26 protein-coding genes are annotated in these 26,461 nt (G+C 71.2%); 18 read left to right on the top strand and 8 right to left on the bottom strand.

Annotated features, from left to right (window positions below):
- Positions 1 to 261 precede the first annotated feature (261 nt).
- The 3 genes from RIN46_RS00670 to RIN46_RS00680 all read left to right on the top strand — a co-directional run bounded on the left by RIN46_RS00670 (position 262) and on the right by RIN46_RS00680 (position 3,892).
- The gene (locus RIN46_RS00670; RefSeq protein WP_309080713.1) at positions 262 to 741 is read left to right on the top strand and encodes an Lrp/AsnC family transcriptional regulator; all 480 of its coding nucleotides are present in this window, start codon (positions 262 to 264) and stop codon (positions 739 to 741) included.
- On the top strand, positions 738 to 2,210 hold the full coding sequence (locus tag RIN46_RS00675; protein WP_309080712.1) for an aspartate aminotransferase family protein: 1,473 nt from the start codon (positions 738 to 740) through the stop codon (positions 2,208 to 2,210). Before RIN46_RS00670 ends, RIN46_RS00675 begins: the two co-directional genes overlap by 4 nt.
- Before the next feature lie 131 nt (positions 2,211 to 2,341).
- Positions 2,342 to 3,892 (top strand): FAD-dependent oxidoreductase, encoded by a 1,551-nt coding sequence (locus RIN46_RS00680; RefSeq protein WP_309080711.1) that lies wholly within the window; start codon positions 2,342 to 2,344, stop codon positions 3,890 to 3,892.
- Positions 3,893 to 4,080: 188 nt separating this feature from the next.
- Here the strand turns inward: RIN46_RS00680 and RIN46_RS00685 are convergent, their stop codons facing one another.
- The 3 genes from RIN46_RS00685 to RIN46_RS00695 form a co-directional block, all read right to left on the bottom strand.
- Positions 4,081 to 5,472, bottom strand: coding sequence for an NAD-dependent succinate-semialdehyde dehydrogenase (locus RIN46_RS00685; RefSeq protein WP_309080710.1), 1,392 nt, complete (start codon positions 5,470 to 5,472; stop codon positions 4,081 to 4,083).
- Positions 5,473 to 5,763: 291 nt separating this feature from the next.
- Complete coding sequence (locus RIN46_RS00690; protein WP_309080709.1) at positions 5,764 to 7,356, bottom strand: GMC family oxidoreductase N-terminal domain-containing protein; 1,593 nt, start codon at positions 7,354 to 7,356, stop codon at positions 5,764 to 5,766.
- A gap of 63 nt (positions 7,357 to 7,419) precedes the next feature.
- Positions 7,420 to 7,671, bottom strand: coding sequence for a hypothetical protein (locus tag RIN46_RS00695; protein WP_309080708.1), 252 nt, complete (start codon positions 7,669 to 7,671; stop codon positions 7,420 to 7,422).
- A gap of 26 nt (positions 7,672 to 7,697) precedes the next feature.
- On the opposite strand from RIN46_RS00695, the gene RIN46_RS00700 reads away from it, so the two are divergent.
- The 6 genes from RIN46_RS00700 to RIN46_RS00725 all read left to right on the top strand — a co-directional run bounded on the left by RIN46_RS00700 (position 7,698) and on the right by RIN46_RS00725 (position 12,082).
- Entirely contained in the window at positions 7,698 to 8,261 is a 564-nt protein-coding gene (locus RIN46_RS00700) for a CGNR zinc finger domain-containing protein (protein ID WP_309080707.1), read from the top strand.
- The gene (locus RIN46_RS00705; RefSeq protein ID WP_309080706.1) at positions 8,258 to 9,265 is read left to right on the top strand and encodes an acyltransferase; all 1,008 of its coding nucleotides are present in this window, start codon (positions 8,258 to 8,260) and stop codon (positions 9,263 to 9,265) included. The genes RIN46_RS00700 and RIN46_RS00705 overlap by 4 nt, the downstream gene beginning before the upstream one ends.
- Before the next feature lie 56 nt (positions 9,266 to 9,321).
- Positions 9,322 to 9,777: a 6,7-dimethyl-8-ribityllumazine synthase gene (locus tag RIN46_RS00710; RefSeq protein ID WP_309080705.1), complete on the top strand. Its 456-nt coding sequence runs from the start codon at positions 9,322 to 9,324 to the stop codon at positions 9,775 to 9,777.
- Positions 9,778 to 9,787: 10 nt separating this feature from the next.
- Positions 9,788 to 10,930, top strand: coding sequence for an FAD-dependent oxidoreductase (locus RIN46_RS00715; RefSeq protein ID WP_309080704.1), 1,143 nt, complete (start codon positions 9,788 to 9,790; stop codon positions 10,928 to 10,930).
- A 281-nt stretch (positions 10,931 to 11,211) separates the two neighbouring features.
- The gene (locus RIN46_RS00720; RefSeq protein WP_309080703.1) at positions 11,212 to 11,463 is read left to right on the top strand and encodes a hypothetical protein; all 252 of its coding nucleotides are present in this window, start codon (positions 11,212 to 11,214) and stop codon (positions 11,461 to 11,463) included.
- A 154-nt stretch (positions 11,464 to 11,617) separates the two neighbouring features.
- On the top strand, positions 11,618 to 12,082 hold the full coding sequence (locus RIN46_RS00725; RefSeq protein ID WP_309080702.1) for a hypothetical protein: 465 nt from the start codon (positions 11,618 to 11,620) through the stop codon (positions 12,080 to 12,082).
- A 295-nt stretch (positions 12,083 to 12,377) separates the two neighbouring features.
- On the opposite strand, the gene RIN46_RS00730 is transcribed toward RIN46_RS00725, so the two are convergent.
- Together RIN46_RS00730 and RIN46_RS00735 are read right to left on the bottom strand one after the other, a co-directional pair.
- Positions 12,378 to 13,064 (bottom strand): cation transporter, encoded by a 687-nt coding sequence (locus tag RIN46_RS00730; protein ID WP_309080701.1) that lies wholly within the window; start codon positions 13,062 to 13,064, stop codon positions 12,378 to 12,380.
- A complete protein-coding gene (locus tag RIN46_RS00735) occupies positions 13,064 to 13,399 on the bottom strand; it encodes a metalloregulator ArsR/SmtB family transcription factor (RefSeq protein ID WP_309080700.1) in 336 nt (111 codons plus the stop codon). Before RIN46_RS00735 ends, RIN46_RS00730 begins: the two co-directional genes overlap by 1 nt.
- Before the next feature lie 105 nt (positions 13,400 to 13,504).
- Between RIN46_RS00735 and RIN46_RS00740 the strand changes: the two genes are divergently transcribed.
- Complete coding sequence (locus RIN46_RS00740) at positions 13,505 to 14,485, top strand: GIY-YIG nuclease family protein (protein ID WP_309080699.1); 981 nt, start codon at positions 13,505 to 13,507, stop codon at positions 14,483 to 14,485.
- 76 nt (positions 14,486 to 14,561) lie between these two features.
- Here RIN46_RS00740 and RIN46_RS00745 read toward each other — a convergent pair whose 3' ends face one another.
- Positions 14,562 to 15,152, bottom strand: a complete 591-nt coding sequence (locus tag RIN46_RS00745; RefSeq protein ID WP_309080698.1) for a GNAT family N-acetyltransferase — start codon at positions 15,150 to 15,152, stop codon at positions 14,562 to 14,564.
- A gap of 3 nt (positions 15,153 to 15,155) precedes the next feature.
- Positions 15,156 to 16,463, bottom strand: a complete 1,308-nt coding sequence (locus RIN46_RS00750; protein ID WP_309080842.1) for an MFS transporter — start codon at positions 16,461 to 16,463, stop codon at positions 15,156 to 15,158.
- Positions 16,464 to 16,781: 318 nt separating this feature from the next.
- Here RIN46_RS00750 and RIN46_RS00755 point away from each other — a divergent pair, with 318 nt between their 5' ends.
- The 8 genes from RIN46_RS00755 (at position 16,782) to RIN46_RS00790 (ending at position 26,127) form a co-directional block, all read left to right on the top strand.
- Positions 16,782 to 17,480, top strand: a complete 699-nt coding sequence (locus RIN46_RS00755) for an ATP-binding cassette domain-containing protein (RefSeq protein WP_309080697.1) — start codon at positions 16,782 to 16,784, stop codon at positions 17,478 to 17,480.
- A complete protein-coding gene (locus tag RIN46_RS00760) occupies positions 17,477 to 18,241 on the top strand; it encodes an ATP-binding cassette domain-containing protein (protein WP_309080696.1) in 765 nt (254 codons plus the stop codon). Before RIN46_RS00755 ends, RIN46_RS00760 begins: the two co-directional genes overlap by 4 nt.
- On the top strand, positions 18,238 to 19,752 hold the full coding sequence (locus RIN46_RS00765) for an MFS transporter (protein WP_309080695.1): 1,515 nt from the start codon (positions 18,238 to 18,240) through the stop codon (positions 19,750 to 19,752). The genes RIN46_RS00760 and RIN46_RS00765 overlap by 4 nt, the downstream gene beginning before the upstream one ends.
- On the top strand, positions 19,749 to 21,341 hold the full coding sequence (locus tag RIN46_RS00770; protein ID WP_309080694.1) for an ABC transporter substrate-binding protein: 1,593 nt from the start codon (positions 19,749 to 19,751) through the stop codon (positions 21,339 to 21,341). Before RIN46_RS00765 ends, RIN46_RS00770 begins: the two co-directional genes overlap by 4 nt.
- The gene (locus RIN46_RS00775; protein ID WP_309080693.1) at positions 21,328 to 23,127 is read left to right on the top strand and encodes an ABC transporter permease subunit; all 1,800 of its coding nucleotides are present in this window, start codon (positions 21,328 to 21,330) and stop codon (positions 23,125 to 23,127) included. Before RIN46_RS00770 ends, RIN46_RS00775 begins: the two co-directional genes overlap by 14 nt.
- Positions 23,128 to 23,320: 193 nt before the next feature.
- Positions 23,321 to 24,166: an ABC transporter permease gene (locus RIN46_RS00780; RefSeq protein WP_309080692.1), complete on the top strand. Its 846-nt coding sequence runs from the start codon at positions 23,321 to 23,323 to the stop codon at positions 24,164 to 24,166.
- A gap of 107 nt (positions 24,167 to 24,273) precedes the next feature.
- The gene (locus RIN46_RS00785) at positions 24,274 to 25,311 is read left to right on the top strand and encodes an ABC transporter substrate-binding protein (protein ID WP_309080691.1); all 1,038 of its coding nucleotides are present in this window, start codon (positions 24,274 to 24,276) and stop codon (positions 25,309 to 25,311) included.
- Positions 25,312 to 26,127 (top strand): ABC transporter ATP-binding protein, encoded by an 816-nt coding sequence (locus tag RIN46_RS00790; protein ID WP_309080690.1) that lies wholly within the window; start codon positions 25,312 to 25,314, stop codon positions 26,125 to 26,127. It abuts the gene before it with no gap.
- A 125-nt stretch (positions 26,128 to 26,252) separates the two neighbouring features.
- Here RIN46_RS00790 and RIN46_RS00795 read toward each other — a convergent pair whose 3' ends face one another.
- Positions 26,253 to 26,450, bottom strand: coding sequence for a hypothetical protein (locus RIN46_RS00795; protein ID WP_309080689.1), 198 nt, complete (start codon positions 26,448 to 26,450; stop codon positions 26,253 to 26,255).
- Positions 26,451 to 26,461 lie beyond the last annotated feature (11 nt).

Genomic DNA, 26,461 nt, shown 5'->3' on the forward strand with positions numbered 1-26,461 from the left:
CTCGTGGTGCGTCGTTGCGGGACGGCCCGGCGATACGGCCGGATGTGATGTGCCCCACATCCTGCCATCGTCCCGACGCGCAGACAAGGGTTTCGTGTGTAAATTTTCAATTTCGCAACTGATTCAGTCGAGATTTTCGATTCCGACGTCGTTTTCCCTTCCCAAGCGCCCGCCCCGCCACTATGGTCGACATCACACACCGGCGGTTCCCGCCTCCCCGCGGCGGACGACGGCCGCTCAGCACAAGAAGGTGATACTGACGTGACTCGCGACGCCGTGCAGTCCAATGCCGAGTTCCTGGTCCAGGACGAGATCTCCCGGGCCATCATCGAGGAGCTCCAGCGCAACGGGCGCCAGTCCTACGCAGCCGTGGCCAAGGAGGTCGGGCTGAGCGAGGCCGCCGTGCGGCAGCGGGTCCAGAAACTCATCGACGCGCAGGTCATGAAGATCGTCGCCGTCACCGATCCGATGCAGCTGGGCTTCACCCGGCAGGCCATGGTCCTCATCCAGAGCCACGGCGACCTCACCGCCACCGCCGACCGCGTGGCCGAGCTCCCCAACGTGGACTACTGCCTCGTGACCGCCGGCCGCGTGGACATCCTCGCCGAGGTCGTCTGCACGGACGACGAGGACCTGCTGCAGACCATCAACACCATCCGCCAGATCGAGGGCGTCGCGTCGTCGGAGACGCTGACCTACCTCTCCCTCCGCAAACAGGAATACGACTGGGGTACCAAATGACCATCGCAGACACCACCCACAGCACCACCAGACCCGCGACCGCCGGACCCGCGCCCGCCGGCGCCACCACCGCCGCGGCCACCCGACCGGGCACCACGCCCCGGGGCACGGACCGGCAGCAGGCTGCCCGCGACCACCTGTGGATGCACTTCGCCCAGCACTCCCGGCTGATCGAGGGCGGCAGCGTGCCGACCATCGTCCGCGGCGAGGGCCACCACGTGTACGACGACGCCGGCCGCCGCTACATCGACGGCCTCGCCGGGCTCTTCGTGGCCCAGGTGGGCCACGGGAGGGAGGAGCTCGCCGAGGCCGCCCGGAAGCAGGCGGAGAAGCTCGCGTTCTTCCCGCTCTGGTCCTACGCGCACGAGCCGGCGATCGACCTCGCCGAGCGCCTGGCCCACTACACGCCCGGGGACCTGAACCGGGTCTTCTTCACCACCGGCGGCGGCGAGGCCGTCGAGTCCGCGTTCAAGCTGGCCAAGCAGTACCACAAGCTCACCGGCAACCCGGGCAAGTACAAGGTCATCTCCCGCGCCCTCGCCTACCACGGCACGCCGCAGGGCGCCCTGGCGATCACGTCCCTGCCGGGGATGAAGACCCCGTTCGAGCCCCTGGTGCCCGGCACGTTCCGGGTGCCGAACACCAACTTCTACCGCGGGCCGGAGCAGTTCGCCGACGACGAGGAGGCCTTCGGCCTGTGGGCCGCCGAGCGCGTCCGCGAGGCCATCGAGTTCGAGGGCCCCGACTCCGTGGCGGCGGTGTTCATGGAGCCGGTCCAGAATGCCGGTGGCTGCTTCACTCCCCCGCCGGGCTACTTCCAGCGGATCCGCGAGATCTGCGACGAGTACAACGTGCTCATGGTCTCCGACGAGGTGATCTGCGCGTTCGGCCGCATCGGCTCGATGTTCGCGTGCCAGGACTTCGGCTACACCCCGGACATCATCACGTGCGCCAAGGGCATGACCAGCGGCTACTCGCCGATCGGCGCGATGATCGCCTCCGACCGCCTCTTCGAGCCGTTCTCCCGGGGCGACACGACGTTCCTGCACGGCTACACGTTCGGCGGGCACCCGGTCTCGGCCGCCGTCGCAATGGCCAACCTGGACATCATGGAGCGCGAGGGCCTGAACCAGCGGGTCAAGGACAACGGCCCCGCCTTCAAGGCGACGCTCTCCAAGCTCACCGACCTGCCGATCGTCGGCGACGTCCGCGGCACCGGCTACTTCTACGGGATCGAGCTGGTCAAGGACAAGAAGACCAAGGAGACGTTCACGGAGGAGGAGTCGGAGCACCTGCTCGCCGAGTTCCTCTCCCATGCGCTCTTCGACGCGGGCTTGTACTGCCGCGCCGACGACCGCGGCGACCCCGTCATCCAGCTGGCGCCGCCGCTGACGATCGGCCAGGGCGAGTTCGACGAGATCGAGCAGATCCTGCGCGGCGTGCTCACCGAAGCCTGGACCCGGCTGTAGGGGACGGCGGAGTGGCACAGACAGAGGCAGCACGGGCGGACGGGACACGGACCGACACCGGAGGGTCCGGCACGGCGCGGGCCAGCACAGAGCGCCCTGCCGCAGGACGAACTGGTGCAACGCGAGCCGGGTTGCGCGGGCTCGGCGCGTGGCTGCGCGGCCCGCACGAGACGGCGTTCGACGCCGCCGAGCGGGACGTGCCGGCCGGCCTGGCCGCGCGCAACCTCGCCGGCGTCCGCGAGGCCGTCTACTGGTGGGACACCGCCGACGCACCCGAGGCGCTGCCCGCGTTCGGGGAGCCCGGCGCCCTCGCCGGCCCCGGCTCCCACGCCACGGACCTCGCCGTGGTCGGCGGCGGCTACACCGGGCTCTGGGCCGCCCTGATGGCCAAGGAGCGGGACCCGGACCGCGACGTCGTGCTCCTGGAGGGCGCTCGCTGCGGCTGGGCGGCGTCCGGCCGCAACGGCGGCTTCCTGGAGGCGAGCCTCACGCATGGCGACTCCAACGGCGAGCAGCACGCGCCGGCGGAGAACGCGCGGCTGAAGGAGCTCGGCGCGGAGAACGTCCGCGAGATCGCGGAGACGCTCGAGCGCTACGGGATCGACGCCGACTTCCGGGCCACGGGCGAGATGATCCTGGCCTCCGAGCCGCACCAGGTGGACGAGCTGCGCCAGGAGGCCGCCGAGACCGGCCGCGAGCTGCTGGAGGGCGCGGACCTGCGCCGGCGCCTGGACAGCCCGCTCTACCGCGCGGGACTGTTCGACGCCGACTCGACGGCGATCGTCCACCCCGCCCGGCTGGCGTGGGGCCTGCGCCGGGCTGCGCTCGACGCCGGGGTCCGGATCGTGGAGAACACGCCGGTCCGCTCGCTCGAGCACGGGGGCGGCTCCCGGGGCGAGCCGTCGCGCGGCAGCATCCGGGGCCGCGTCCGCGGTGCCGGCGACGGGCCGCCGGTGCGCCTGCGCACGGACGGCGGCGACGTCGTCGCGCAGCAGGTGGTGCTGGCGACCAATGTGTACCCCTCGCTGATCAAGCGCCTGCGCTGGTACACGGTGCCGGTGTACGACCACGCGATCGTGACGGAGCCGCTGACGCCGGAGCAGGAGGCGGCGATCGGCTGGGACGGGCGCGAGGGGCTGGCGGACATGAACAGCCGGTTCCACTACATCCGGCCGATCGACACCCCCGAGGGGCTGCGCATCCTGGTGGGCGGGTACGACGCGCTCTACCACTTCGGGCGGAGCCTGCGGCGGGAGTACGAGCACTCGCCGGCGACCGCGCGGCGCCTGGCCCAGCACTTCGCGGCGATCTTCCCGCAGCTGGCCGACGTGCGGTTCACGCACAGCTGGGGTGGGGCAATCGACACTTGCAGCCGCTTCTTCAGCTTCTTCGACCTGACGTGCGGCGGGCGCGTGGCCTCGGCCGCGGGCTTCACGGGCCTGGGCGTGGGCGCCACCCGGTTCGCGGCCAACGTGATGCTGGACCTGCTCTCCGGCGAGCGCACGGAGCTGACGGAGCTGGAGATCGTGCGGAAGAAGCCGCTGCCGTTCCCGCCGGAGCCGCTGGCCTGGCTGGGGATCCGCACGACGACGGCCGCCATGATCCGCTCCGACCGGAACCGCGGGCGCCGCGGGCCGTGGCTGCGTGCGATGGACGCGGTGGGCATGGGCTTCGACTCGTAGCCGGCGGTCGCCGACTGCGGGCCCAGAGCGGACACAGCAAGGGAGGGTGGGTTGCCGGTTCCCCGGCGACCCACCCTCCCTCGTGTGGCGATCCGTCCTGCGACGAAACGTCGTTTCGGGGGACGACCGGTCACGGCCGTCCCCCGAAACGACAGTTCGCTGCGGGGACGGGCCGGCCCCGCGGCGCGTCAGTCGGCGATGTAGAGCAGACGCTTGTTGACGAATTCGTCCATGCCCAGCGGGCCCAGCTCGCGGCCGAAGCCGGAGCGCTTGACGCCGCCGAACGGCATCTCGAAGGACTCAGCGCCCGGGGCGTTGACGTTGGTCATGCCGACCTCGAGCTTCTCGGCTACCTTGCGGGCGCGCTCGACGTCGGTGGAGAAGACGCTGCCGCCCAGGCCGAACGCGGTGTCGTTGGCCAGCTTCAGTGCCTCGTCGTCGTTCGCGACCTTGTAGACGGCGGCGACGGGGCCGAACAGCTCCTCGCTGTAGGCACGCATCTCCTTGGTGATGCCCGTGAGCACGGCCGGCGAGTAGTAGCTGGCCGGGCCGTCGAGCAGCTCGCCGCCGACGTGCAGGGTGGCGCCCTTGGACACGGCGTCCTGGACCTGCTCGTGCAGCTTCTCCGCGGCGGCACGGGAGGACAGGGGCGCGAACGTGCCCTCCTTCTCCTCGGCGGGGTCACCCGGGACCAGGCCGTTGGCCTTCTCCACGAGGCCGGCGACAAAGTCGTCGAAGATCTCCTCGGTGACGATCATGCGCTTGTTGGAGTTGCAGGCCTGGCCGGTGTTCTCGATGCGGGTGGCCCACGCGGTCTCGACGGTCTCGGAGACGTCGGCGCTGTCCAGGACCACGAACGGGTCGGACCCGCCGAGCTCCATGACGGACTTCTTCAGGTGCTTGCCGGCCAGGGAGGCGACGGCGGAGCCGGCGCGCTCGGAGCCGGTCACCGAGACGCCCTGGATACGCGGGTCGGCGATGATGTCGGCGATCTGCTCGTGCGTGGCGAACAGGTTCTGGTAGACGCCCTGCGGGACGCCGGCGTCGTCGAGCAGCTTCTGCATGGCCAGGGCGGAGCCCGGAACCGTCTCGGCGTGCTTGAGGATGATGGTGTTGCCGAGCATCAGATTCGGGGCCGCGAAGCGGGCGATCTGGTAGTACGGGTAGTTCCACGGCATGATGCCCAGCAGCGGGCCCACGGGGCGGCGCTGGATGATCGCCTTGCCGCCGATGAAGGACTCGATCTCCTGATCCGCCGTGAACTTCTCGGCGTTGTCCGCGTAGTACTTGAAGATGTCGCCGCAGAACTCGGCCTCGCCGATGCTCTCGGAGAGGGGCTTGCCCATCTCGCGCGTGGCGATCCGGCCGAGCTCCTCCTTGCGCTCGTAGAACAGCTCCGCGATCTTCTGGCCGATGGCGACGCGCTCGGCCATGGGGCGTGCGCCCCATTCGGCGTAGGCGGCCTGGGTGGTGTCGAGGGCGGCCGCGACGTCGGCGTCGGTAGCCGTCTCGAAAGTCTCTTCGACCTGGCCGGTGGCCGGGTTCAGGATCTGGTACCGCAGGGCGGACGATTCCGTCATGTGTGTTCCTCTCTTGCTGCCGGGCCGGCCGCGATCACGGGTGAGATCTGGTGGCGTGCCGTCCGGCATCGAGCCAACGAAATGAAGGCGATTCATTTACTGCTACGAATGTACCGCGCCCACGGGCTCCCTGTGAAGAGCCACCGTGAACCGGCTCACTCCATCGTAGGGGCTCGGGCCCGCGCACCGCCCGGATGCCGACGCCGAGCGCAAACGGGGCGAGGTGCAGCCGCAGCCCGTGCGGTCGGGGTGAACTCCGGTTACTCATGATCCGCAGGCGATCCGTTATGACTAACGGCCCGCTGCGCGATCTGCTGCGGAGGCCAGCGCAGGCTCGGCCGGGGCTGCCGCGCTCGCCCCGACCAGCTCCTCCAACAGGAACCGTGCGCCCTTCTCGCCGATCAGGATGGACGGCGCGTTGGTGTTGCCGGTGGTGACGGTGGGCATGATGGACGCGTCGATCACGCTCAGCCCCGCCACGCCGACGACGTTCAGCCGCGGGTCCACCACGGCGCCGTCGTCCGTTCCCATCCGGCACGTGCCTACCTGGTGGTGGTAGGTGACCGCGTTCCTGCGGATGTAGTCGACCAGCTGCTCATCGGTCCGCACGTCCGGGCCCGGGTAGACCTCTACGGCGCCCCAGCCCTCGGCGAGCGCCGGCTGGCGCATGATGTCGCGGCACTGCTTGAGGGAGAACAGGAACGCCTCGAGGTCCGCGGGATCGGAGAGGGCGCCGAGGTCGATCGCCGCCGGGTCATCCAGGCCGGGCCCGGTCAGCCGGATCTCCCCGCGGCTCCTCGGCGCGACGATCCCGGAGTGCAGCGTGAACGCCGAGCCCTCCACCGGCTCCATGCCCGGGGAGTACATGGGCACGGAGAAGAAGATGGGCTGCGTGTCCGGGGCGTCGAGGTCCGGCCGGCTCCGCGCGAAGAGGTGGGTCTGCGTGACGGACACGCCGGCCAGCGGCGCCTCGATGTCGCGGGCGGTGGTCCGCCCGATCACGGGTGCCAGCAGGTGGTCGTGGAGATTCTTGCCGACGCCGGGCAGGTCGTGGACGGGTTCGACGCCGGCCTCCGCCAGCTCGGCCGCCGGGCCGATCCCGGAGCGCAGCAGGATCTGCGGCGAGCCGAGTGCGCCGGCGGCCAGCACCACACGGTCCGCGCGCGCCTCGGCCGTCTCGCCGCCCAGCCGGTAGCGGACGCCGACGGCTGCACCGTCCTCGACGATCACCGAGTGGACCTCCGCCCCGGTGACGATGCGCAGCCGGTCCCGGACGGGCTTGAGGTAGCCCTTCCAGGTGTTGATCCGCTCGCCGTCGCGGATGTTGACCTGCTCCTTGGAGACGCCGTCCAGGTACTCTCCGTTGTAGTCCGGGTTGTAGCGGACGCCGGACTCGACGGCGGCGTCGAGGATCGACTGGTGGATCGGCGCGAGCTCGTAGTCGTTGTCCACGGGGATGGGCCCGCCGACGCCGTGGTACTCGTCGGCCCCGCCCGAGTAGTCCTCGATCGCCCGGTAGACCGGCAGGACGTTCTCCCACGCCCACTCGGGTCCGCACTGCTCGGCCCAGCCGTCGAAGTCGCTGGGCGCGCAGCGGACCCAGATGGTCGCGTTGAGCGCGTGCGAGCCGCCGAGCACGCGGCCGCGCGGGAGATGGATGGCCTGACCGGCGGTGCCCTCCATGGGCACGGTGTAGTAGTCCCAGTCGTCGGGGCCGTGCCAGAGCTCGCCGAGGCGTCCGACGTCGTGGATCGCCGGGTTGGTGTCCTCGCCGCCGGCCTCGAACAGGACGACGTCGACCCCCGCGTCGACGAGCCGCCGCGCCACCACGGATCCGGCCGAACCGGCTCCGACGACGATCACGCTCTGCTGCTGCTCTTCCATGCCGTGCCCTCCGCTGTGCTGGGTGATGTTCCCTCGACTCTCCACCGGAGGGCGCGCCCCGACCTAGTGATTCAGGGCACAGAGCTTGGACGCCGGCGCACACCCGGCGCCCGCTCCCGGGAGCTGGCCGACGGCCTCGACCGGGCGGCTGGTGATCGGGCGGCTCGCGATCAGGCGGCTCGCGGCGCTCGGCGGCTGCTCGGCGCCCGCCTGCAGATCCATCCGGCGGATCCCGCAGTGCGCGCAGCGCACGTAGAGCAACCGCCCCTCCAGCGTGGTGTGGGCCGACTCGGTGATCCAGGCGTGTTCCCTCATGTCCCTCACCATGCTGTAATGCCCTTATGCAACTCAACCCTTACGGCGAGTATGCGGTCCTGCTCGCCGCGTCGCTGGCGAACGACTGGCCCGCGGACCGCGACGCGCTGGAGGCGAGGACGCGGCGGTTCGGCATGACCATGGCGTTCCCGGTGCGGGACGACGATCTCGCCGCCACGCGCGCCGTGATCGACGAGTGGCTGGCCGTCGTCGACGCGGCCGAGGAGTCCCGGCGGGCCGGCCTGCTGAACGCCATGATGGCCGCGGCCACGGCCTACCCGCGGCTGACGGACCACGACGACGAGGGCTGGCACCTCCACTACCGGGACGACCACCAGGGCCTGCCCCACGTGCTCCGCGCGGTGATCAGCGTCGGCACCGCGCTGCACCTGACCACCCGGGGCATGCACCGCCTGTCCCGGTGCGCGGCGGGCGCCACGGGCGAGGACCCGTGCAGCGCCGTCGTCGTGGACGTCACGCGCAACGGCCGCCAGCGCTACTGCTCCGTGCGCTGCGCCAACCGGGACGCCGTCCGCCGCCACCGGGCGCGCGCCGGCCGGCGCGGCAGCGAAGCGCGGGCCGCCGGATGAGCGATCGGCCGCACGATCCCGCGCTGGCCTCGCCCCGGCTCCACTGGATGGACTTCCTGCGCGGCCTGGCCGTGCTGCTCGTGGTGGTCATGCACTCCAACGAGCACGGCGGCGTCGCGCTGCCGTGGTGGACGGACGCCAACGAGTACCTGGCGCCGTACCGCATGCCGCTGCTGATGTTCCTCTCGGGCTTGCTGGTGGAGCGCTCCGTGGCCAAGCCGCTCCCCCAGTACGTGCGCGGGAAGATCACCGCCATCGCCTGGCCGCTGGCGGTCTGGCTGGTCCTGTACGGGCTGCTCGCCCGGGACGGATTCGGGATCCCCGCCGATCCCTTCCGGTACCTGACCAGCGGGGACTACCTGTGGTTCCTCATCGCCCTGCTGGCCTGCTACGGGCTCACCGTGCTGTTCAAGCCGCTCATCGCGGCGCTGCCGGAGACCCACCACTGGGGCTATCTGCTGGTCTTCGCCGCGGCGGTGCTCCTGGCCACCGCGGTGGCGGTCGAGCCGGGGCTGAGGGGGAACACGCTCTGGTACGGCGCGTTCTTCTTCCTCGGCGCCTGGGCCCGGCCCTCTCTGCGGCGCTGGCTCGACGCGCCCTGGGCCGCCGTCGTGCCCGTCCTGCTCCTGGTGGCCGCGGCGTCCTACGCGACGGTGCGGGCCGGCGTCCCCAGCTTCGCGTCGCTGATTGGCGCGGGGCTGTCCGCCCTGGGGATCGCGGTGATCGTCTGGATCGCGCCGCGCCTGCCGCAGTCGGCGTTCCAGCGCTTCGTGACCTGGTGTGGGCGCAGCTCGATCGTCGTCTACGTGGTGCACTTCCCGGTCCTGGTGCTCCTGCGGGACCGGGTCCTCCCGGCGGGTGCCCTGCCGGACACGGCCCACGTGCTGGTCCTGACCGCGGCGACGCTCGCGATCACCGTGCTCTTCGTCTGGGCCCGCCCGTGGACGCCGTGGCTCTACACGATGCCGCAACATCTTCAACAGATCGGCCGGCGCGGGACCTAGGATGAACCCCTGACGGGGCCGGCCAGCGGTCCCTGCGAGTGGACCGAGGGAGCACCATGACACGGCGCCTGAACGTGGCCTTCATCAAGGCCGGATGGCATGCGGAGATCGTCGACCGGGCCCTGGAGGGCTTCGTCGCGGACATGGACGCCGCAGGGCAGGAGCACCAGCTGGAGGTCCTCACGGTGCCCGGCGCGTTCGAGATGCCGCTGCAGGCGCAGCGCCTCGCCGCGTCCGGCCGGTTCGACGCCGTGGTCGCCGCGGCGCTGGTGGTCGACGGCGGCATCTACCGGCACGACTTCGTCGCCCAGGCCGTGGTGGACGGGCTCATGCGCGTCCAGCTGGACACCGGCGTCCCGACGTTCTCCGTCAGCCTGACGCCCCACCACTTCCAGACGGCGGAGCACGAGACGTTCTTCTACGACCACTTCGTGAAGAAGGGCGCCGAGGCGGCCCGCGCCGTGCGGATGGTCGCCGCCCTCGACACCGAGACGACCGGCGCTGCCGAGTAGGGGGCCCTCAGTGAACGACGCCGTGGACTACGCCGTCGTCGGGGCCGGTCTCGCCGGCGCGGCGACGGCCTGGCGCCTGGCACAGGCGGGGCACCGGGTGGCCCTGCTGGACGCCTCCGGGCCGGCGAACGCGAGCGGCTCGTCCCACGGGTCGGCCCGGATCTTCCGCTACGGCTACCCGGATCCGCTCTACACACGGCTGCTGCGCGAGGCCGAGGAGGGCTGGGCCGAGCTCGAGCGGCTCCACGGCGCCCCGCTGATCACGCGCACCGGCTGCCTCGACGCCGGCGAGCGCCGCGACCCGCGCGGCCTGGCCCGCCTGCTGGCCGAGACCGGGGTGGAGCACGAGCTCCTCTCCCCCGCCGCGGCGGCCGAGCGCTTCGGCGACCGGTTCGCCTTCGGGACCGAGACGCTCTGGCACCCGTCCGCCGGGGTGCTGGACGCGGAGTCGACGGTGAACGCGATGGTCGCGGCCGCCGTCGGACAGTCCGCCACGCTGCTGACGGACTGGCCCGTCGCCGCGGTGACCCGCCGGGGCGCCGGGTACATGCTGGAGTCCGACGACGGCCGGCGGCTGTCCGCGCACCGCGTGGTGGTCGCCGCGGGCGGCTGGCTGCCGCGGATGCTGGGCCGGCTGGACCTGCCGACGGCGTTCACGCGGGCGCTGCCGGAGTTCACGGTGATGCAGGAGGCCGCCTTCCACTTCCCGTACCGCAACGAGTCCTTCGCGGAGAACGCGTCGCCGTGGCCGACCAGCATCCACTACCTGCCGGAGATGATCGTCTACACGCTGCCGGGCGGTCGGGACGCGGGCTTCGCCGGGCAGAAGGTCGCGGAGTTCAACGGCGGCACGCCGGTCCCGGATGCCTCCGCGCAGACCGGCCGGATCACGGACGAGCAGCGCCGGCGCATCACCGACTACGTCGCCGCGTACCTGCCCGGCGTCGAGCCCGAGCCCTACGCCGAGACGACCTGCCTGTTCACGAACACCCCGGACGAGGACTTCGTGTTCGACCGGCACGAGGGGCTCACGGTGGTCTCCGCGTGCTCGGGCCACGGCGGGAAGTTCGCGCCGCTGCTCGGGACGTTGGCGGCCGGCCTGGCCACCGGGGAGCGCGAGGTCCCGGCGCAGTTCCGCCCCTCGCGGGGGTAGCCACCCGTGTCGGCTGCGCAACCGTGACTCATAGAGTGCGCAAGATCAGGGGTCCTGATGCGCTCGAACTTTCTAGGTACTGACGAGTCGTCTGGCCGACGATTGCAGCGCTTGTAGTTGCGTCACAAATCAAGCAGCTTGATCGCCATCGCCAAGCGGACCGCCGCACGGAGGCCGTTGTTTGCCTTACTGGAGTTCTTCGACTCGAAGCCGAGTGCGCATTGCAGGGCACGAAGACGGCAGAGACGTACGTCAAAATGTTTCAAGCCAATGAGCTTTTTGTGAAGGCAATCGCTCTTCTCGCTTCGCAGAACGACGGGGTCACCTCGTGGATTGGGCAAGTTAGAATGAAAGTCTACGAAGAAGTCGACAAGGCAATTGCCGAAGACGAGATTTCCTCGGAAACAATAGGTATTCACACCTCTTCGGCAACCAAGCTGGTAGCCGAGGCAATGGAAAACCTCCTGAACTGGCACGCGGGCAAGATCGATAGCGAGTGGTTCTCCGCTCAACAGGTCCAACGGACGGACTAGACGAGCCGCCTCTGTAGTTCGCTCGGGGGTTTATAAGGAAACCGCCTCTGCCGAGGGCTCATCCTTCTGAAACCACGCGTGGGGGCGGCTTGTGGAGGCGCTCCATCTGCCCTGTTGCCCAGCCCAAAATCCTGGCACGGGTGACGTGCCGGGCGTGGACGTGTTCCAGCGGATCGTGGGCGTGCTCAGCGCCAAGGCGCTGGAGCGCGGACTCGCCCCCATGCTGGTGCCGGACCTGACAGGCCGGAGCATCCCCATCATCTCCTTCATGCTGGACGGGTACATCGTCCTGAACCCGCACCGGAACGATCCGGTGGTCGAGCTCCTGCGCAACCGGGGCATCCCGTACGTCACGCAGGGCGCCGACCCGCAGCGCCCGGACTTCCAGGCCTGGGCTTCGGAGGACGACGCCGCGAGCTGCCGCACCGTGCTGGACCATTTCGCCGCCGGGGTCCAGTCAGGCCTGCAGGCCGGCGGTCTGCACGTGCCGGACGACGTCCTGGTGGCCACTGGCTCCGATTCGGAGCACGCCGCCACGTGCGCCCGCCGATCAGCGCCATCCATCTCAATCCGGCGGCCACGTGAAACGATCTGCTGGACCTGCTGGAGCAGTGCATGACCGACCCGCCTACCGTGGCGCACCGCCGGACGACGACCCGTTTCCGGCCGCGCAGCTCGTCCCGCCGCAGCGGCTGACGTCTCAAAGCGCGTCGACCGCGCCGGGTACGCAAACCCCACTCTGAATGTCCAACAAGCCTTGCCCCAGTGGGGCGGACTTTGCTGGTTGGACGTTCTGGACGTCCCCATGGTATGGGTCTCACTTCTTGAGACACGCCGGCCCTGGCGCAGTGATTCGGCGTCGCCACACCGCGGGCAGGATTTTTGCGCTCAAGTCGCGAGCCAGCCGTCCTGCCTCAGCAGCAGCGCTCGTCGCCGTGGCAGTGATCCTCGGCGGCGTCGTCGTCCTCGAGGATCATGCCGACGGACATGCCGCACGTGTCGCCCTGCCAGGCCTCGATCCCCTCGCGGATCGCGAAGGCCACGATGACCAGACCGGCCACGGCGTCCGCCCACCACCAGCCGAGGAGGCTGTTCAGGACCAGCCCGGCGAGGACGGCCGCCGAGAGGTACGCGCAGATCAGCGTCTGCTTGGAGTCCGCCACGGCGGTCGCCGAGCCGACCTCCCGGCCCGCCCGGCGCTCGGCGTAGGACAGGGCGGGCATGACGATCAGACTCAGCGCCGTGAGCACGATGCCGACCGTGCTGTGCTCCGGCCGGGCCTGCGTGACCAGGGTGAGCACCGACGTCGTACCGACGTAGGCGGCGAGCGCGAAGAACGCGACGGCGATGACCCGGAGGGTGGGCTTCTCCCAGCGCTCGGGATCGCGGCGCGTGAACTGCCAGGCGACGGCGGTCGCGGAGAGGACCTCGATGGTGGAGTCGAGCCCGAAGCCGATCAGCGCCACCGAGGATGCGATGGCCCCGGCGGAGATGGCGATGACGGCCTCGACGAGGTTGTATCCGATGGTCCCGGCCACGATCAGCTTGATCCGGCGGTGCAGGGTGCGGCGGCGTTCGTCGGTGAGCGTGCGGGCGGCCATCAGCAGGTGCACCCCGCGCCGTTGCAGCAGTCCGGCTCGGCCGCGACCACCACACTCATCAACTGCTCCAGCGCCGGGGCGAGGTGGCCGTCGGCCAGGCGGTAGAGCGTGCGCCGCCCCTCCGGCGTCGCCTCGACCAGGCCGCAGCCGCGCAGGCACGTCAGCTGGTTGGACATGACCTGCCGGGAGACGCCGAGCGCTTCGGCGAGATAGGACGGGTAGGCCGGGGCCTCGCGGAGGGCGAGGAGGATGCCGGCGCGCGTCGGGTCGGAGAGTGCGTAGCCGAGCCGGGACAGCGCGGTGACGCGAGTGAGGGAACCAGTACTGGCAGGCATTCCGCCAGAGTACAGGAAACGATGAATCATCCGGCGCTTACGGCGTTCCGGCCTCGTCTTCTACGCTAGTTTGGACGCCATCAACAGCGAGCATTCGGGGGAAGCGTGGCGGGCAAACAGGTACGACTCTTTTTGGTCGACGGAACGGCCGGCGGCCTCATGACCGCTGAAATCATGAATTGGACCGGCCACCTGCTGAAGGGCAAACGCGAACAGCTCGACACCATTCGCAAACGTGATGAAGCGAAGCGAACCGGGATCTATCTCTTGCTTGGCGAGGATCCGACCAGCGGTGGGAAGCTTGCGTACATTGGCCAGAGCGACGATGTCGCCAAGCGCCTTCTCAACCACGACTCCAAAAAGGACTTCTGGAATGAGGTCGTCGTCGTGACCTCCAAGGATGCAAACCTGACCAGCGCGCACGTCCGTTTCATCGAGTCGCAGCTCGTTCGCCTGGCGAAGTCCATTGGGCGCGTTCCGCTCGAGAACGGCAACGAGCCGACGGGCGGGGCCGACCTGCCTGAAGCTGACGAGTCGGACATGAACTACTTCATCGAGCAACTGCGCATCGTACTCCCCGTCCTAGGCGTGGATCTTTTCCGCGGTCGGCCAACTCCGGCTCCGGCCGACCTCGAGATCGGCTCCATCCCGACGAGCCCCGCCGAGAACGTGTCAGCATCATCGACCGCGAGCTTCCTAGCCGACGTGCCAGGCTCACCGGTTTTCCGCCTTCAACGGCCCAAACTAGCCGTGGATGCAAGCGCCCAGCTGATCGACGGCGAGTTTACGATGCTTGCCGGTTCTTACGTTGTCCCCGCCATGCGCCCACCCAAGCACGGCCACAACACCTCGACCGAACGAGCATACGAGATGCGGCAGGCGACGCTACAGGGGCTGGTTAATGATGGAAGCATCGTCGTGAATAACGAGCGCGGCCGCCTGTCCCGCAACGTCGTGTTCTCCTCCCCGTCGGCCGCCGGAGCGGTTGCACTTGGTCAAGCCAGCCTCAATGGTCGCACTGCATGGCTGACACCGGACGGCCGCAGCTTTGCAGCGTGGGAAGCATCTTCGTTGGCCGAAAACTAGACGGCTGGTCCAACTCTGTGGAGGCGACGAAGCGTCCAACTCATCGTCCTGTTGCCCTTTCCCGGTACACCATCGGTCAGCTTCCCTGAGCCCGAACCATCGAGTACACCACCGGGCCGCCAGGGACCTGCGTCGTTTCGACGACGGCGAAGCCGAGTCGCTCGTAGAGGCGCACGTTGCGGCCGTCCGACGTCTGCAGGGCCACCTGTGCGCCGCGCTCGTCGATGACGGCGAGGCCCGCCGCCGTCAGAGCCGTGCCCAGGCCAGTGCCCTGACGGCTCGGATCGACGCCGACCGTCTCCAGGGTCCAGGCGCCGTCGGGGACGTCCGGGAGACTGAGCCCCATGAGCCCCGTCAGGCGGTCCCCGTGGAGTTCGGCGATCCGCTCGTGCACCGAGGGCTCGGGCTCGGCTGCATCGGGTGGCAGAAACGCGGCGACGGCGGTGATCCCCTCGTCGACGAGCACCAGACCGTTTTGGAGCGCGTGCCCGAGATAGAGCCGCTGGAGCTCCTCGAGGCGCTGCGCGTAACCCTCCTCGGGGATGGCCGACCGCGTCCAGGCGTAGTCCTCGAAGGCGGCGGCGAGGGTGCGGGCCGCCGCGTCCAGCTCCTCCCCTCGGGCTGGACGGATGGCGGCCGCCGTCGTCCCGCGTCCATGCGCCTTCATGCCTTACTTCTTCCTCTTCGGTTTCTTGATCCGGGGGCGGCGAGGCTCCTCGATCCCCACCCAGACGCGGGTGCGCTTGCGCTCGATGACGATGAACACCATGCCGAGAAGCCACAGGGGAACCTGCATGAGGAACGCGACCTTGAACGCGGACAGCGTGTAGTCAGCGGGCTGGCTGGCGCCCTGCAGGTCCATGGCCATGCCGATGAACAGAATCGCCAGCAGCGCCGCCAGGAACCCGCCCACGTTGGTGATGCCGGTGGCCGTGCTGAGCCGATGGCTCGGATTGTGGGTGCGAGCCTGGTCGAATGCGATCATCGACGCCGGGCCGCCGACGGCGAGCGCGATCGCCAGCACGAACAGCATCCACAGCGGTGCCGGTCCCGGCCAGAGGATCACGATCAGCCAGGCGGCCATCTGGATTCCGACGGCGGGCAGGACCAGCCGGCGTGAGCGGTGCACCGGCGCCCGCGCGGACAGGGTGCCCACGAGCGGTCCGACGAGGATGCCGGCCACCACCAGGGTGCTGGCGACGGCGGAGGCCTGGGCGAGGCTGAGGCCCTGACCGACCGTCAGGAAGGGGATGCCCCACAGGATGACGAACGCCGTGCCGGCGAACGGTGTGGAGAAGTGCGTCCAGAACGCCAGCCGCGTGCCCGGGTGGCTCCACGCGGCCCGGATGCCGACTCGGGTGTCCACGGAGCTTTGCACGATCTCGATGGCTCCGGTGTCCGTATTGACGGAGACGTCCGCGCTCCGCTCCGGCGGATGGTTCTTCACCAGCGCCCAGACGAGGATCGCGAACAGCACGCCGAGCCCGGCCAGGCCGCCGAAGGCGATGGACCAGGTGGTCGAGTGCAGCAGGGCCGCCAGCGGGATGAGGGCGACGATCTGCCCCAGCTGGCCGAAGATGCCGGTCAGCTGGACCATCACCGGGCTCCGCTGGGCGGGGAACCACGTGGCGATGAGGCGCAGCACGCCGGGGAACACGGCGGCGTCGCCGGCGCCGAGGAGCATGCGGGCGAAGACGGCGATGCCGACGGTCGGCGCGAAGGCGATGGCGATCTGTCCCACGGCCATCAGAATCATGCCGATCGCCATGATGGGGCGTGCGCCGAACCGGTCCAACCACAGGCCCACCGGGATCTGCATGGAGGCATAGACCACCAACTGCAGTACCGCGAGCATCGAGAGCATGGAGGCGTCGGCGTCGAACCGCTGGGCCGCGTCCACCCCGACGGCGGAGAGCGAGGTGCGGTTGGTGATGGCCAGGACGTACGCCAGGACACCGACGATCCAGATGGACCACATGCGCCACGAGGGGGTGACGGAAGGAGTAGTGCTCACGTACTGCGACCTTACTCCTGGCCCCAGCCCGGAGCTATCGAGGCGACTCGGGACCGCCGGCAGAGGCCTTGCGCTCGACCCCCGCGACGACGGGCTCAAGGACCACCGGGGCGAGGGCGGCCACGCTCGTCGCGCCCAGGGCTCCCACAGGCGGTTCAGGCTGGTGTCACGGATTACCAGACTGCCCGGACTTCTGATTTAATCAGAATCATTCGCATCTAGAGGGTCCTTGTCTCCCTCGGACCAGCGCTTCGACCTCTGATCTAGGAAGTACACCTCTCGATGGCCACCGCTCCGCCGCTTACCGCTTCGCCCTCAGGCACCGCTCTGGTCTCCCTCGAGGACGTCTCCGTCACGGCCCGCCGCACCGGCGCGCCGCTGCTCGCCGTGGAGGCACTGGCCCTCCGCCCGGGCACGCGCTCGGTGGTCATGGGGCCATCCGGCGCGGGCAAGTCGCTGCTCCTCTCCTCGCTCACCGGCCGCCTGCCCGCCGGCGCCGCCCTCAGCGGGTCGCGCACCGCGGCGCCGGGCCTGCGCATCGGGTTCGTCCCGCAGCGCGGGTCCGAGGCCCTGCACCCGCTGCTGCCCGTGGCCCGCCAGCTCCGGGCCGTCACGCGCGCCGGCGCGGCCCGCACGGCCGAGGTGCTCGCCGCCGTCGGACTGGACGCCGAGGCCATCGGCGGGCGGCGTCCGGCCGAGCTCTCGGGCGGGCAGCTGCAGCGCGTGGCGATCTCGCTCGCGTTCCTCGGCTCCCCCGCGCTGGTCATCGCCGACGAGCCCACGAGCGCCCTGGACAACACCTCGCGCGATGAGACGCTGGCGATGCTGCGGGACCTCTCGGCGACCACGGGCAGCGCCCTGGTGGTCGCCACCCACGATCCGCTGGTGCGGGAGCAGCTCGACGCCGACCTCATGACGATCGACGCCGGGCGCGTCCTGACCGGCGCCGCGGCCCCGGACCGCACGGCGGTGGCCGCGTGAGCGCACCCCTCCTGAAGGCGCGCGGGATCAGCGTCGCCTACGGCACGCGCCGGCGCCCCATCACCGCTCTGCATCCCACCGACCTCGACCTGCACGCCGGCGAGTCCGTGGCCGTCGTCGGCCGCTCCGGCGCGGGCAAGTCCACGCTGGCGGAGATCGTCCTCGGCCTGCGGACCGCGAGCACCGGCCACGTCAGCGTGGCCGGCGAGCGCTTCTGCGGCGCGGGCCGGGCCCCGCACCGGCGGTGCCGCCACCTGGTCCAGGGAGTCCCGCAGGACGCGGGCGCCTCGCTGCCGCCGGGTGTCCCGGTCCGCGTCTCGATCGAGCGGGCCATCGACCGCCTGGGCGTGGGCCGTCACGACGCCCGCGCCGCCGCCGGCGCCGCCCTCGATGCCGCCACGGCCGCGGACCGGATCCTCGCCGCGGCGAAGATCGCCCACCTGGATCCGGCCCTGCTGGACCGCACGCCGCGCCAGCTCTCCGGCGGCCAGGCACAGCGCGCAGCGATCGCCCGCGCGGTCGCCGTCGGACCCCGGCTGATCGTCGCCGACGAGCCCACCAGTGCCCTCGACGCCCGCACCGCCGCCGGGCTCGCCGATGCGCTGCTCGCCCTGCCGGGCCGCACGGGCGGCGCGCTGCTGCTCGTCACGCACGACGACGCCCTCGCCGCCCGCTGCGACCGCATCCTCACGGTGCGCGACGGCGTCGTCACGCCGGCACCCGGCGCCTCCCGCCCGGGCACCGCGGAGCGCGCCGCGTGAGCGCCGCTCCCGCCGTCCCCGCCGTCCCCGCCGTCCCCGCCGTCGAGCCGGGCGGCACGGCCCAACCGCTGCGCGCCGTCCTGGTGCTGCAGCTGGTCTTCATGCTCGGCTTCTCCTCGGTGGTGCCGTTCTTCGCGGCGATCGGCCAGTCCCGGTTCGGGCTGGACGCGGCCGCCATCGGCGCCCTGGTGGGCGCGCGCGTGATCGCCCAGCAGGGACTGTTCGTGTGCGGCGGGTTCCTGACCGACCGCTTCGGCCCGCGCCGCCTGCTGGTCGCCGGCTGCCTGCTGCGCGCCCTGGCGTTCGGGATCATCGCATGGGCGCCGGACGCCCCGGCGTTCGTGGTCGGCGTCGTCCTGGTCGGGATGGCCGGGGCGCTCTTCTCTCCCGCCGTCGACGCGCTGGTGGGCGGCATCGACGCCGCGCGCCGCACCCGGAGCCACCCCGGCCCCGGGAGGGAGGGGAACGACGGCGGAGCGGCCACCCGCCGCGGCCCCGCCCCCTTTGCGGCGCTCGCCCTCGCCGGCGAGACCGGCGGCATTATCGCCTCGCTCGGCGCCGCCCGCTTCATGCCGGACCACTCCGCGTCGCTCGCGGCGCTGTCGGCGGCGATCTTCGTCGCGGCCGCGCTCTCCGTGCACCGGCTGGTCCCGCGGACGGAGGCGGCCGCCGACGCTGCCACCGCCGGTGACACCGCAGGACCCGGTACGGCGGCCGATGCCGCGGAGCCCCGACCCGCCCCGGGGGACCCGGTGCGCGTGGTCCCCCTGGCGGTCGCCTGCTCGGCCCTCCTGGCCGTCTACACGCAGCTGTTCTCCACGGTGCCGCTGGCCCTCGCCGAGCACTCGCTCTCCGCCGGGCACATGGGCACCGTCGCCGCGAGCCTCTCGGCCGCCACCCTGGCGTTGCAGTGGCCGCTCTCCCGGTTGGCGGAGCGGCTGGGCCGCTGCACGGCGGTCATGCTGGCCCTGTACGTCTCGGCGGCGGCCTGCGCGGTCGCCTTCACTGGGCAGGCCTACCTGGCGCCGGCGGCGCTGCCATGGCTGTTCTGCGCGGTCGCGGTGCTGGTCGGGGTCTCCATGATGCTCGGCAACCCGTCCGCCCAGTCGCTCATCGCGGGCGGCTCAAGCCGTTGGCGCGCCACCCGGCTGGCCTTCCTGCCGACCGCCGGCGGGCTGACCGCCTTCCTTGCCACCACCGCCACCGGCTCCGTCGCCGAGCGCTTCGGCACGCTCGCCTCCTGGCCGCTCGCGGCCGCGCTGCCGGCCTTGATGCTGCCGCTGGCGTGGTACGCCCTGCGACCGGCCCACGAGCTGCGGCACCGCCCCCTGAGCCGACCCGACGCGAACCGCCGCTCTGCGAACCACCACGACGCGGACCGCAGCGTGAACCACCACGCTCCGGGCCGCCCGGCTCGCCAGTACTCCGCCCCCGAGGACGCCTCCCTTCCCGAGGACCTTTCCCTTCTCGAGGACCCCTCCCTTCCCCAGGACAAGGAACAGATCCGATGACCCACCTCCGCCAACCCGCCCGCCGCCGCACGCTCACCCCGGGCACCGGCCTCCTCGCCGCCGGTGCGCTCGCGCTCACCCTCCCACTGTCCGGCTGCTTCTCCACCGACCCGGCCGATTCCGCCGGGGCCGCGGGCGGCTCCGACGACCAGCGGATCTCGCTGGCGATGATGCAGCCGCCGCGCTCGGGCCTGAACCCCATGAGCGACGACGCCTTCAAGCTCTCCCGCTGGAACACCGCCGAGACCCTGGTGGCGCTCGACGACGCCAGCGACCCCGTCCCGCTGCTCGCCACCGAGTGGGAGCAGACGGACGAGCTGACCTGGCGCTTCACCATCCGCGAGGGCGTGACGTTCCACGACGGCACGGAGCTGACCGCCGAGGCGGCCGCGAACTCCCTGCGCGTCGCCACCGAGTCCACGCCGCTGCCGCGCATCCTCGACGGCGTCGACCTCCAGGTGGCGGTCGACGGCGACCAGGTGGTCCTCACCACCGGCACGCCGGACCCGCTGCTGCCCAACCGGCTCTCCAGCCCGCAGCTGTCCATCCTGTCGGAGGCGGCGTACGACGGCGACACCATCAGCCCCGTGGGCACCGGCACCGGGCCGTTCGAGCTCGTCGCGGTGGACGGCACCTCGAGCGCCACGCTGGACCGCTACAGCGACTACTGGGGCACCCCGGCGGCCGCCGCCGGCATCGACGCGGACTTCGTCCCGGACGGCACCGCCCGCGCCGCCGCCCTGCGCACCGGCACCGCGAACGTCGTGGAGACCGTCCCGGCCGGCCAGGCCGCCTCGATCGACGAGGACCTGCTGCACGAGGTCCCGATGCCGCGCACCAACACGCTCTACCTGAACGCGGAGTCCGGCCCGTTCGCGGACCCGGCGGTCCGCGCCGCGGCCCGCGAGGCGATTGATCGCGCGCAGATCATCGCCTCGGCGTACGAGGGCCGCGCGGACGAGGCCGTCGGCCTGCTCGGCCCGGCGCTGCCGTGGACGCTGGAGGAGCGCGGCGGTCCGGAGTACCACGCGATCCTCGCCGAGCGCGCCGAGCCGGCCGCCGTCGACGGCGTGCGGATCAACCTCGGCACCTTCACCGACCGGGCCGAGCTGCCGGAGGTCGCCGTCCTGCTGGAGCAGCAGCTCGAGGCCGCCGGGTTCGTGGTGGAGCAGGACGTGCGGGAGTACCAGTTCATCGAGTCGGACGCGCTGGAGGGTGCGTTCGACGCCTTCATCCTCTCCCGGGCCACCATCCTGGACTCCGGCGACCCGGTGGCCTACTTCGGTGCCGATTTCACGTGCGACGGCGGGTTCAACCTTTCCCAGCTCTGCGACGAGGACGTGGACGCGGCCATCGCGAAGGCCTCCCAGGCGCCCGCCGGCGACGGCCGGCGGGCGGCGATCATGCGGGCCGAGGCGGAGATCCTCGCGACCGACACCGCCATCCCGCTGCTGCACGAGCGCGTCATCCAGGGCGAGACCGGCGGCGTGGTGGACGCGGTCCGCGACCCCCGCGAGCGCACCCTCGTGACCGCCGAGACGCGCCTCGAGGGAGGCCGGACCGAGAGCGGCGCCGATGCGGACCAGTGACCGCCGGGCCCTGATCTCGCGGATCCTCGCGGGACTGGGCCTACTCGGCATCGTCGGGGCGCTGCCCTGGCTCTCCCAGCGGGACCCGGCGCTGTCCGTGCTGCGCGCCCGATACTCGGAGCTCGAGCCGACGCCGGAGGCCATCGCGGCCGTCCGCGCCGAGCTGGGGCTGGAGGGCGGCCCGGTGGCCATCAGCGCCCGCTGGTGGGAGGGCGTCCTGCACGGCGACCTCGGGACCTCGTGGGTCTCCGGTGCGCCCGTGGGCCCGGGGGTCTGGCACGCCGTCGGCGTCTCCGCGACGCTCACCGTGCTGGCGCTGCTGGTCAGCTTCCTCGTCGCCGCCGCACTGGTGGCGCCGGTTCTCCGGGCCATCGCCCGGGACCGCCCGGTGCGCGGCTCCGGACCCGTCGGCGTCGCGATGACGGCTCTGCCGGAGTTCCTGCTCGCCAGCGGCCTGCTGGTGATCGTCGCGGTGCACCTGCAGTGGCTGCCGCCGTACGGCTGGACGGGGTTCGGCTCGGCCGTCCTGCCCGCGCTGGCGCTCGGCATCCCGGGCGGCGGGCTCTTCGGCCGCCTCCTCGGCGACGCCCTCGCCGGCTCCTCCCGGGAGACGTGGGTGCAGGTGTGGTGCCTCTCCGGCGCACCGCGGCGGGTCGTCCTCGCCGCGGTCCTGCGCCGGGCTTTGGCCTCCGTGGTGGACCAGGTGGGACTGATCTTCATCGGCGTCCTCGGCGGTGCCGTCGCGGTGGAGCAGGTCTTCGCCATCCCCGGCCTGGGCCGCTACCTGCTCGGCGCCGCGAATTCGCAGGACCTGCCCGCCCTGCAGGCGGGTGTGCTCGCCATGGCGGCAGCCGCCGTCGTCATCGGGGTCGCCGCCTCGGCGACCCGGCTGTGGCTGCTGGGCGGGCCGCTGCCCGCCGGCGCGGTCTCCCCTCCGCCGGAGCGGCCGCACGGGGACCGGCTGGCGCAGTGGACGTTCGGCGTCGGGTGCGCGCTGCTGGCGCTGCTGCTGGTGCTCGGGCTGCCGCGGGATCCGTTCGAGATCGTGCACGAGCGCCTCGCCGCGCCGTCGTGGGAGCTGCCGTTCGGCGCGGACGCGAGCGGGCGGGACCTGCTCGCCCGGGTGGCGCACGGCGCGCTGGGCACCCTGGTGCCGGCGCTGGGCATCGTGGTGGCGGCGGTCGCCGTCGGGCTGGTGCTGGCGTTCGTGCCGAATGCGGTGCGCGGGCCCATCGAGGTCGCCAACGCGACCCCGCCGATCATCGCGGGTGTGATCATCGCGGCCCTGTTCGGGCCCACGGTCGGCGGCGCGGCCGTGGCGGTGCTGTGGGTGAGCTGGCCGCCGCTGGCCTCGCACGCCGTGGCGCTGGTGGAGGAGGCCAAGGCGATGCCGCACGTGAAGTGGCTGCCGCTGGCGGGCGTGCGGCCGTTCGAGGTGATGGTCCGGCACGTCGTCCCCGTGGTGGCGCCGGCGCTGGCGCGGCACGGGATGCTGCGCCTGCCGGGCGTGGCCCTGGCGCTGGCGTCGCTGGGCTTCCTGGGCCTGGGCGCGCAGCCGCCGGCCCCCGAGTGGGGGCGGCTGCTCGCGGAGGGCATCGACTACGTGGAACGGGCCCCGTGGACGACGGCGGCCCCGGCCGTCGCGCTGATCCTGATCTCGGTCATCGCGGTGGCCGCGGCGTCCCTGCAGGGCTCGAACTTCCGTTGGCCGCTGGCGCCCCGCCGCGCAGCGACCTCCGCGGCTCCCGTGGCTCCCCGCGAGCCCGAGCCCGCCGACGCGCCCTAGGGGCCCTGCCCCCCGGCCTCCCTCCGCCGCGCTCGACCGGCCGTCCGCACCACGGGGTTGCCAGCGCGGGTGGGCACCTTCTCCGAATCGGCCCGTGATTGACATCACACCAACGCCTTCCCTAAGCTCGGAGCGGCACCCGGGAAAGCGCTTACCAAGAGGTGTCACTACCCTTCAGAGGAGATCAGCACAGATGTCCACGGCTATCACTGCACCCAAGCAGAGCAAAGAACCCGGAGCGAAGCCACGGCGGAAGAAGCCTTCCAAGGTGGCCGCCGGCAGCCTCTCGGCGATGTATCCCGTCGCCTTCATGGTGATCGTCTTCGCCGTGTGGTGGGGCGTCACCTCGGCCGGCATCGCGCCCGCCTACATCCTGCCCTCGCCGGCCGATACATGGGCGGCCATGACGGACAACGCCGCGTACCTCGCCCAGCACACGTGGGTCACCACCTGGGAGACGTTGATCGGCTTCGCGATCGCCATCGTCGTCGGCATCGCCGTCGCCGTGGCGATGGTCTACAACAAGACCATGGAGCGGACGTTCTACCCCATCATCCTGTTCGCCCAGGTGGTCCCCAAGATCGCGATCGCCCCGCTCTTCATCGTGTGGCTCGGCTTCGGCCCGCAGCCGAAGATCCTGGTCGCCGTCCTGATGGCGTTCTTCCCGATCGTCATCGCGGGCATCTCCGGCCTCCGCGCCGTCGACCCCGAGGCCCTGGAGCTAACTTCGATCATGGGCAGCTCGCGCTGGAAGGTCTTCACCAAGGTCCGCTTCCCCGCCGCGCTCCCGGAGCTGCTGGGCGGACTCAAGGTCGCCGCGACGCTGGCCGTCACCGGCGCCGTGGTCGGCGAGTTCGTCGGCGCCAACGCCGGCCTCGGCTACGTCATCCTCCAAGCCAACGGCAACATCGACACCGCGATGCTGTTCGCCGCGCTGATCATCATGTCCCTCATGGGCGTCCTGCTGTTCATGATCCTCGACGTGGTGGAGCGCCTCTCCATCCCGTGGCACGCCTCCCACCGCAACAAGGACGCCTAGGCGCTCGCGGCCACTGGCCCTCCACCGTTCGGGCGCAGGACGCGCCCCGCACCGACGATCCAAGCTCACTCAACCGCTCATTGCCGAGCGAAAGCCAAGGAGACACCATGTCCTTCCGCACCCGCACCCTCCGCGTCGCCGCAGCCGTTGCCGCCTCGGCCGCCGTCGTCGGCCTCTCCGCCTGCGGCGGATCCACCGAAGCCTCCGGCGGCGGCGCCGACGGCGAGGTCCGCGACGTCACCCTCATGCTCAACTGGTACCCGTACGGCGAGCACGCGCCGTTCTACTACGGCGTCGACGAGGGCATCTTCGAGGAACACGGTATCAACCTGACCATCAAGGCCGGGCAGGGCTCCACCAAGACCGTCCAGGCCGTCGGCCAGGGCCAGGTCGACTTCGGCTGGGCGGACACCCCGCCCGTGCTGGCCAACGTGGACAAGGGCGTGAAGGTCAAGAGCATCGGCGTCTTCCTGCAGACCACGCCCTCCGCCGTCCAGGTCTTCGCCGACTCCGGCATCGAGAGCCCCGCCGACCTGGAGGGCAAGACCATCGCCGTCTCCTCCGGCGACGCCCCTACCACCACCTTCCCCGTCTTCCTGGAGGCCGCCGGCGTCGAGGCCGACGCGGTGAACCAGCAGAACCTCGACGCGGCCGGCAAGATGGCCGCCATGATGTCGGGCCAGGTCGACGGCCTGATCGGCTTCGCCCACGACCAGGGCCCCACCATCGCCGCGAAATCCGGCAAGGACGTCGAGTACCTGCGCTACTCGGACGCCGGACTGAATTTCTTCTCCAACGGCCTCGTCGCCAACGCCGCGGACATCGAGTCCGATCCGGAACTGATGGAGGACATGCTGGCCGCCGTCTCCGAGTCGTTCGAGGCCGCGATCGAGGACCCGGAGGCCGCCGCGGCCTCCATGGAGGGCAAGGACCCGCAGCTGCCGGCCCAGGACGTGGTGCTGGAGCAGTGGAAGCAGACCATGGAGCTGCTGCACACGGACGCCACCGAGGGCATGGCCCCGGGCCTGAACGATCCGGCCGACTGGGAGAACACCATCAAGATCCTCTCCGACGCCGGCATCATCGAGGAGGCCAAGCCAGCGGAGACGTACTTCGACGGCTCGTTCGCACCGGAAGGCAAGTAGATGAGCGTCACGGTAGAGGAACGGGAGCCGGCCACGATGACCGATACGGCACTGGTGGACGTCGAGAACGTCGGCATCACCTTCCAGACCAGGAAGAACACCGTGGAGGCGCTCCGCGAGGTGGATCTGAAGGTCAACCAGGGGGACTTCGTGGCGCTGGTGGGTCCGTCCGGCTGCGGCAAGTCCACGCTGTTGCGGTCCATGGCCGGCATCATCCAGCCGACCACGGGCACGGTGTCCCTGCGCGGCGAGGAGATCGAGGGCCCGCGGCAGGACGTCGGCTTCGTGTTCCAGCGTCCGGCGCTGCTGCCGTGGCGCGATGTCCAGCGCAACATCATGCTGCAGGCGGAGATGCGCGGCATGGACAAGAACCAGGCGAAGGCGCGCTGCGAGGAGCTACTGGAGCTGACCAGCCTCACCGGGTTCAAGAAGTCCCTGCCGCACGAGCTCTCCGGCGGCATGCAGCAGCGCGCGGCCCTCTGCCGGGCCCTGCTGCACAGCCCGGAGATCCTCCTGATGGACGAGCCGTTCGGTGCCCTGGACGCGCTGACCCGCGAGCACCTGAACTCCGAACTGCAGAAGCTGTGGAACTCCACCAACATGACGGTGGTCCTGGTGACGCACTCGGTCGCCGAGGCCGTGTACCTGGCCACGCGCGTGGTGGTTATGGGCTCCCGTCCCGGCCACATCATCGAGGAGTTCGACGTCGACCTGCCACGTGAGCGCGACTACGAGGCCACGATGGCGGATCCGGAATTCCACCGGGTGGCCCACGGCGTCCGCGAACTGCTCGGCGGCGCGCACGGCAACCATTAGCAAGCCCCGCACGCAAAGAGAGGTCCCCGCCGACCGCGATGGTCGGGGGGGACCTCTCTTCTCAGCGTCTGGGTACTCAGCGGCCCCGACGACGCTTGGCGCTGGCGAGGGGCTGCGGGCGCACTCTAGGCCCCGCTCGAGAACTCGTCAGCCCGCCGCCGGCGGGCCGTGGACCACTTGGTCACGGCGGTCGCCACGAGGAGGGACACGCAGACCACGATGATCAGTCGCCCCCAGAACGGGACGCCGAAATAGGTGTCGGCGACGAAGCTCACCGCGAAGGCCGCAACGAAGCTCGTGAGGACAATCAGGGACTGACGCATGGGTTCAGTTT

It is taken from the genome of Zhihengliuella sp., assembly GCF_031178195.1.
Taxonomy (GTDB): Bacteria; Actinomycetota; Actinomycetes; order Actinomycetales; family Micrococcaceae; genus Zhihengliuella.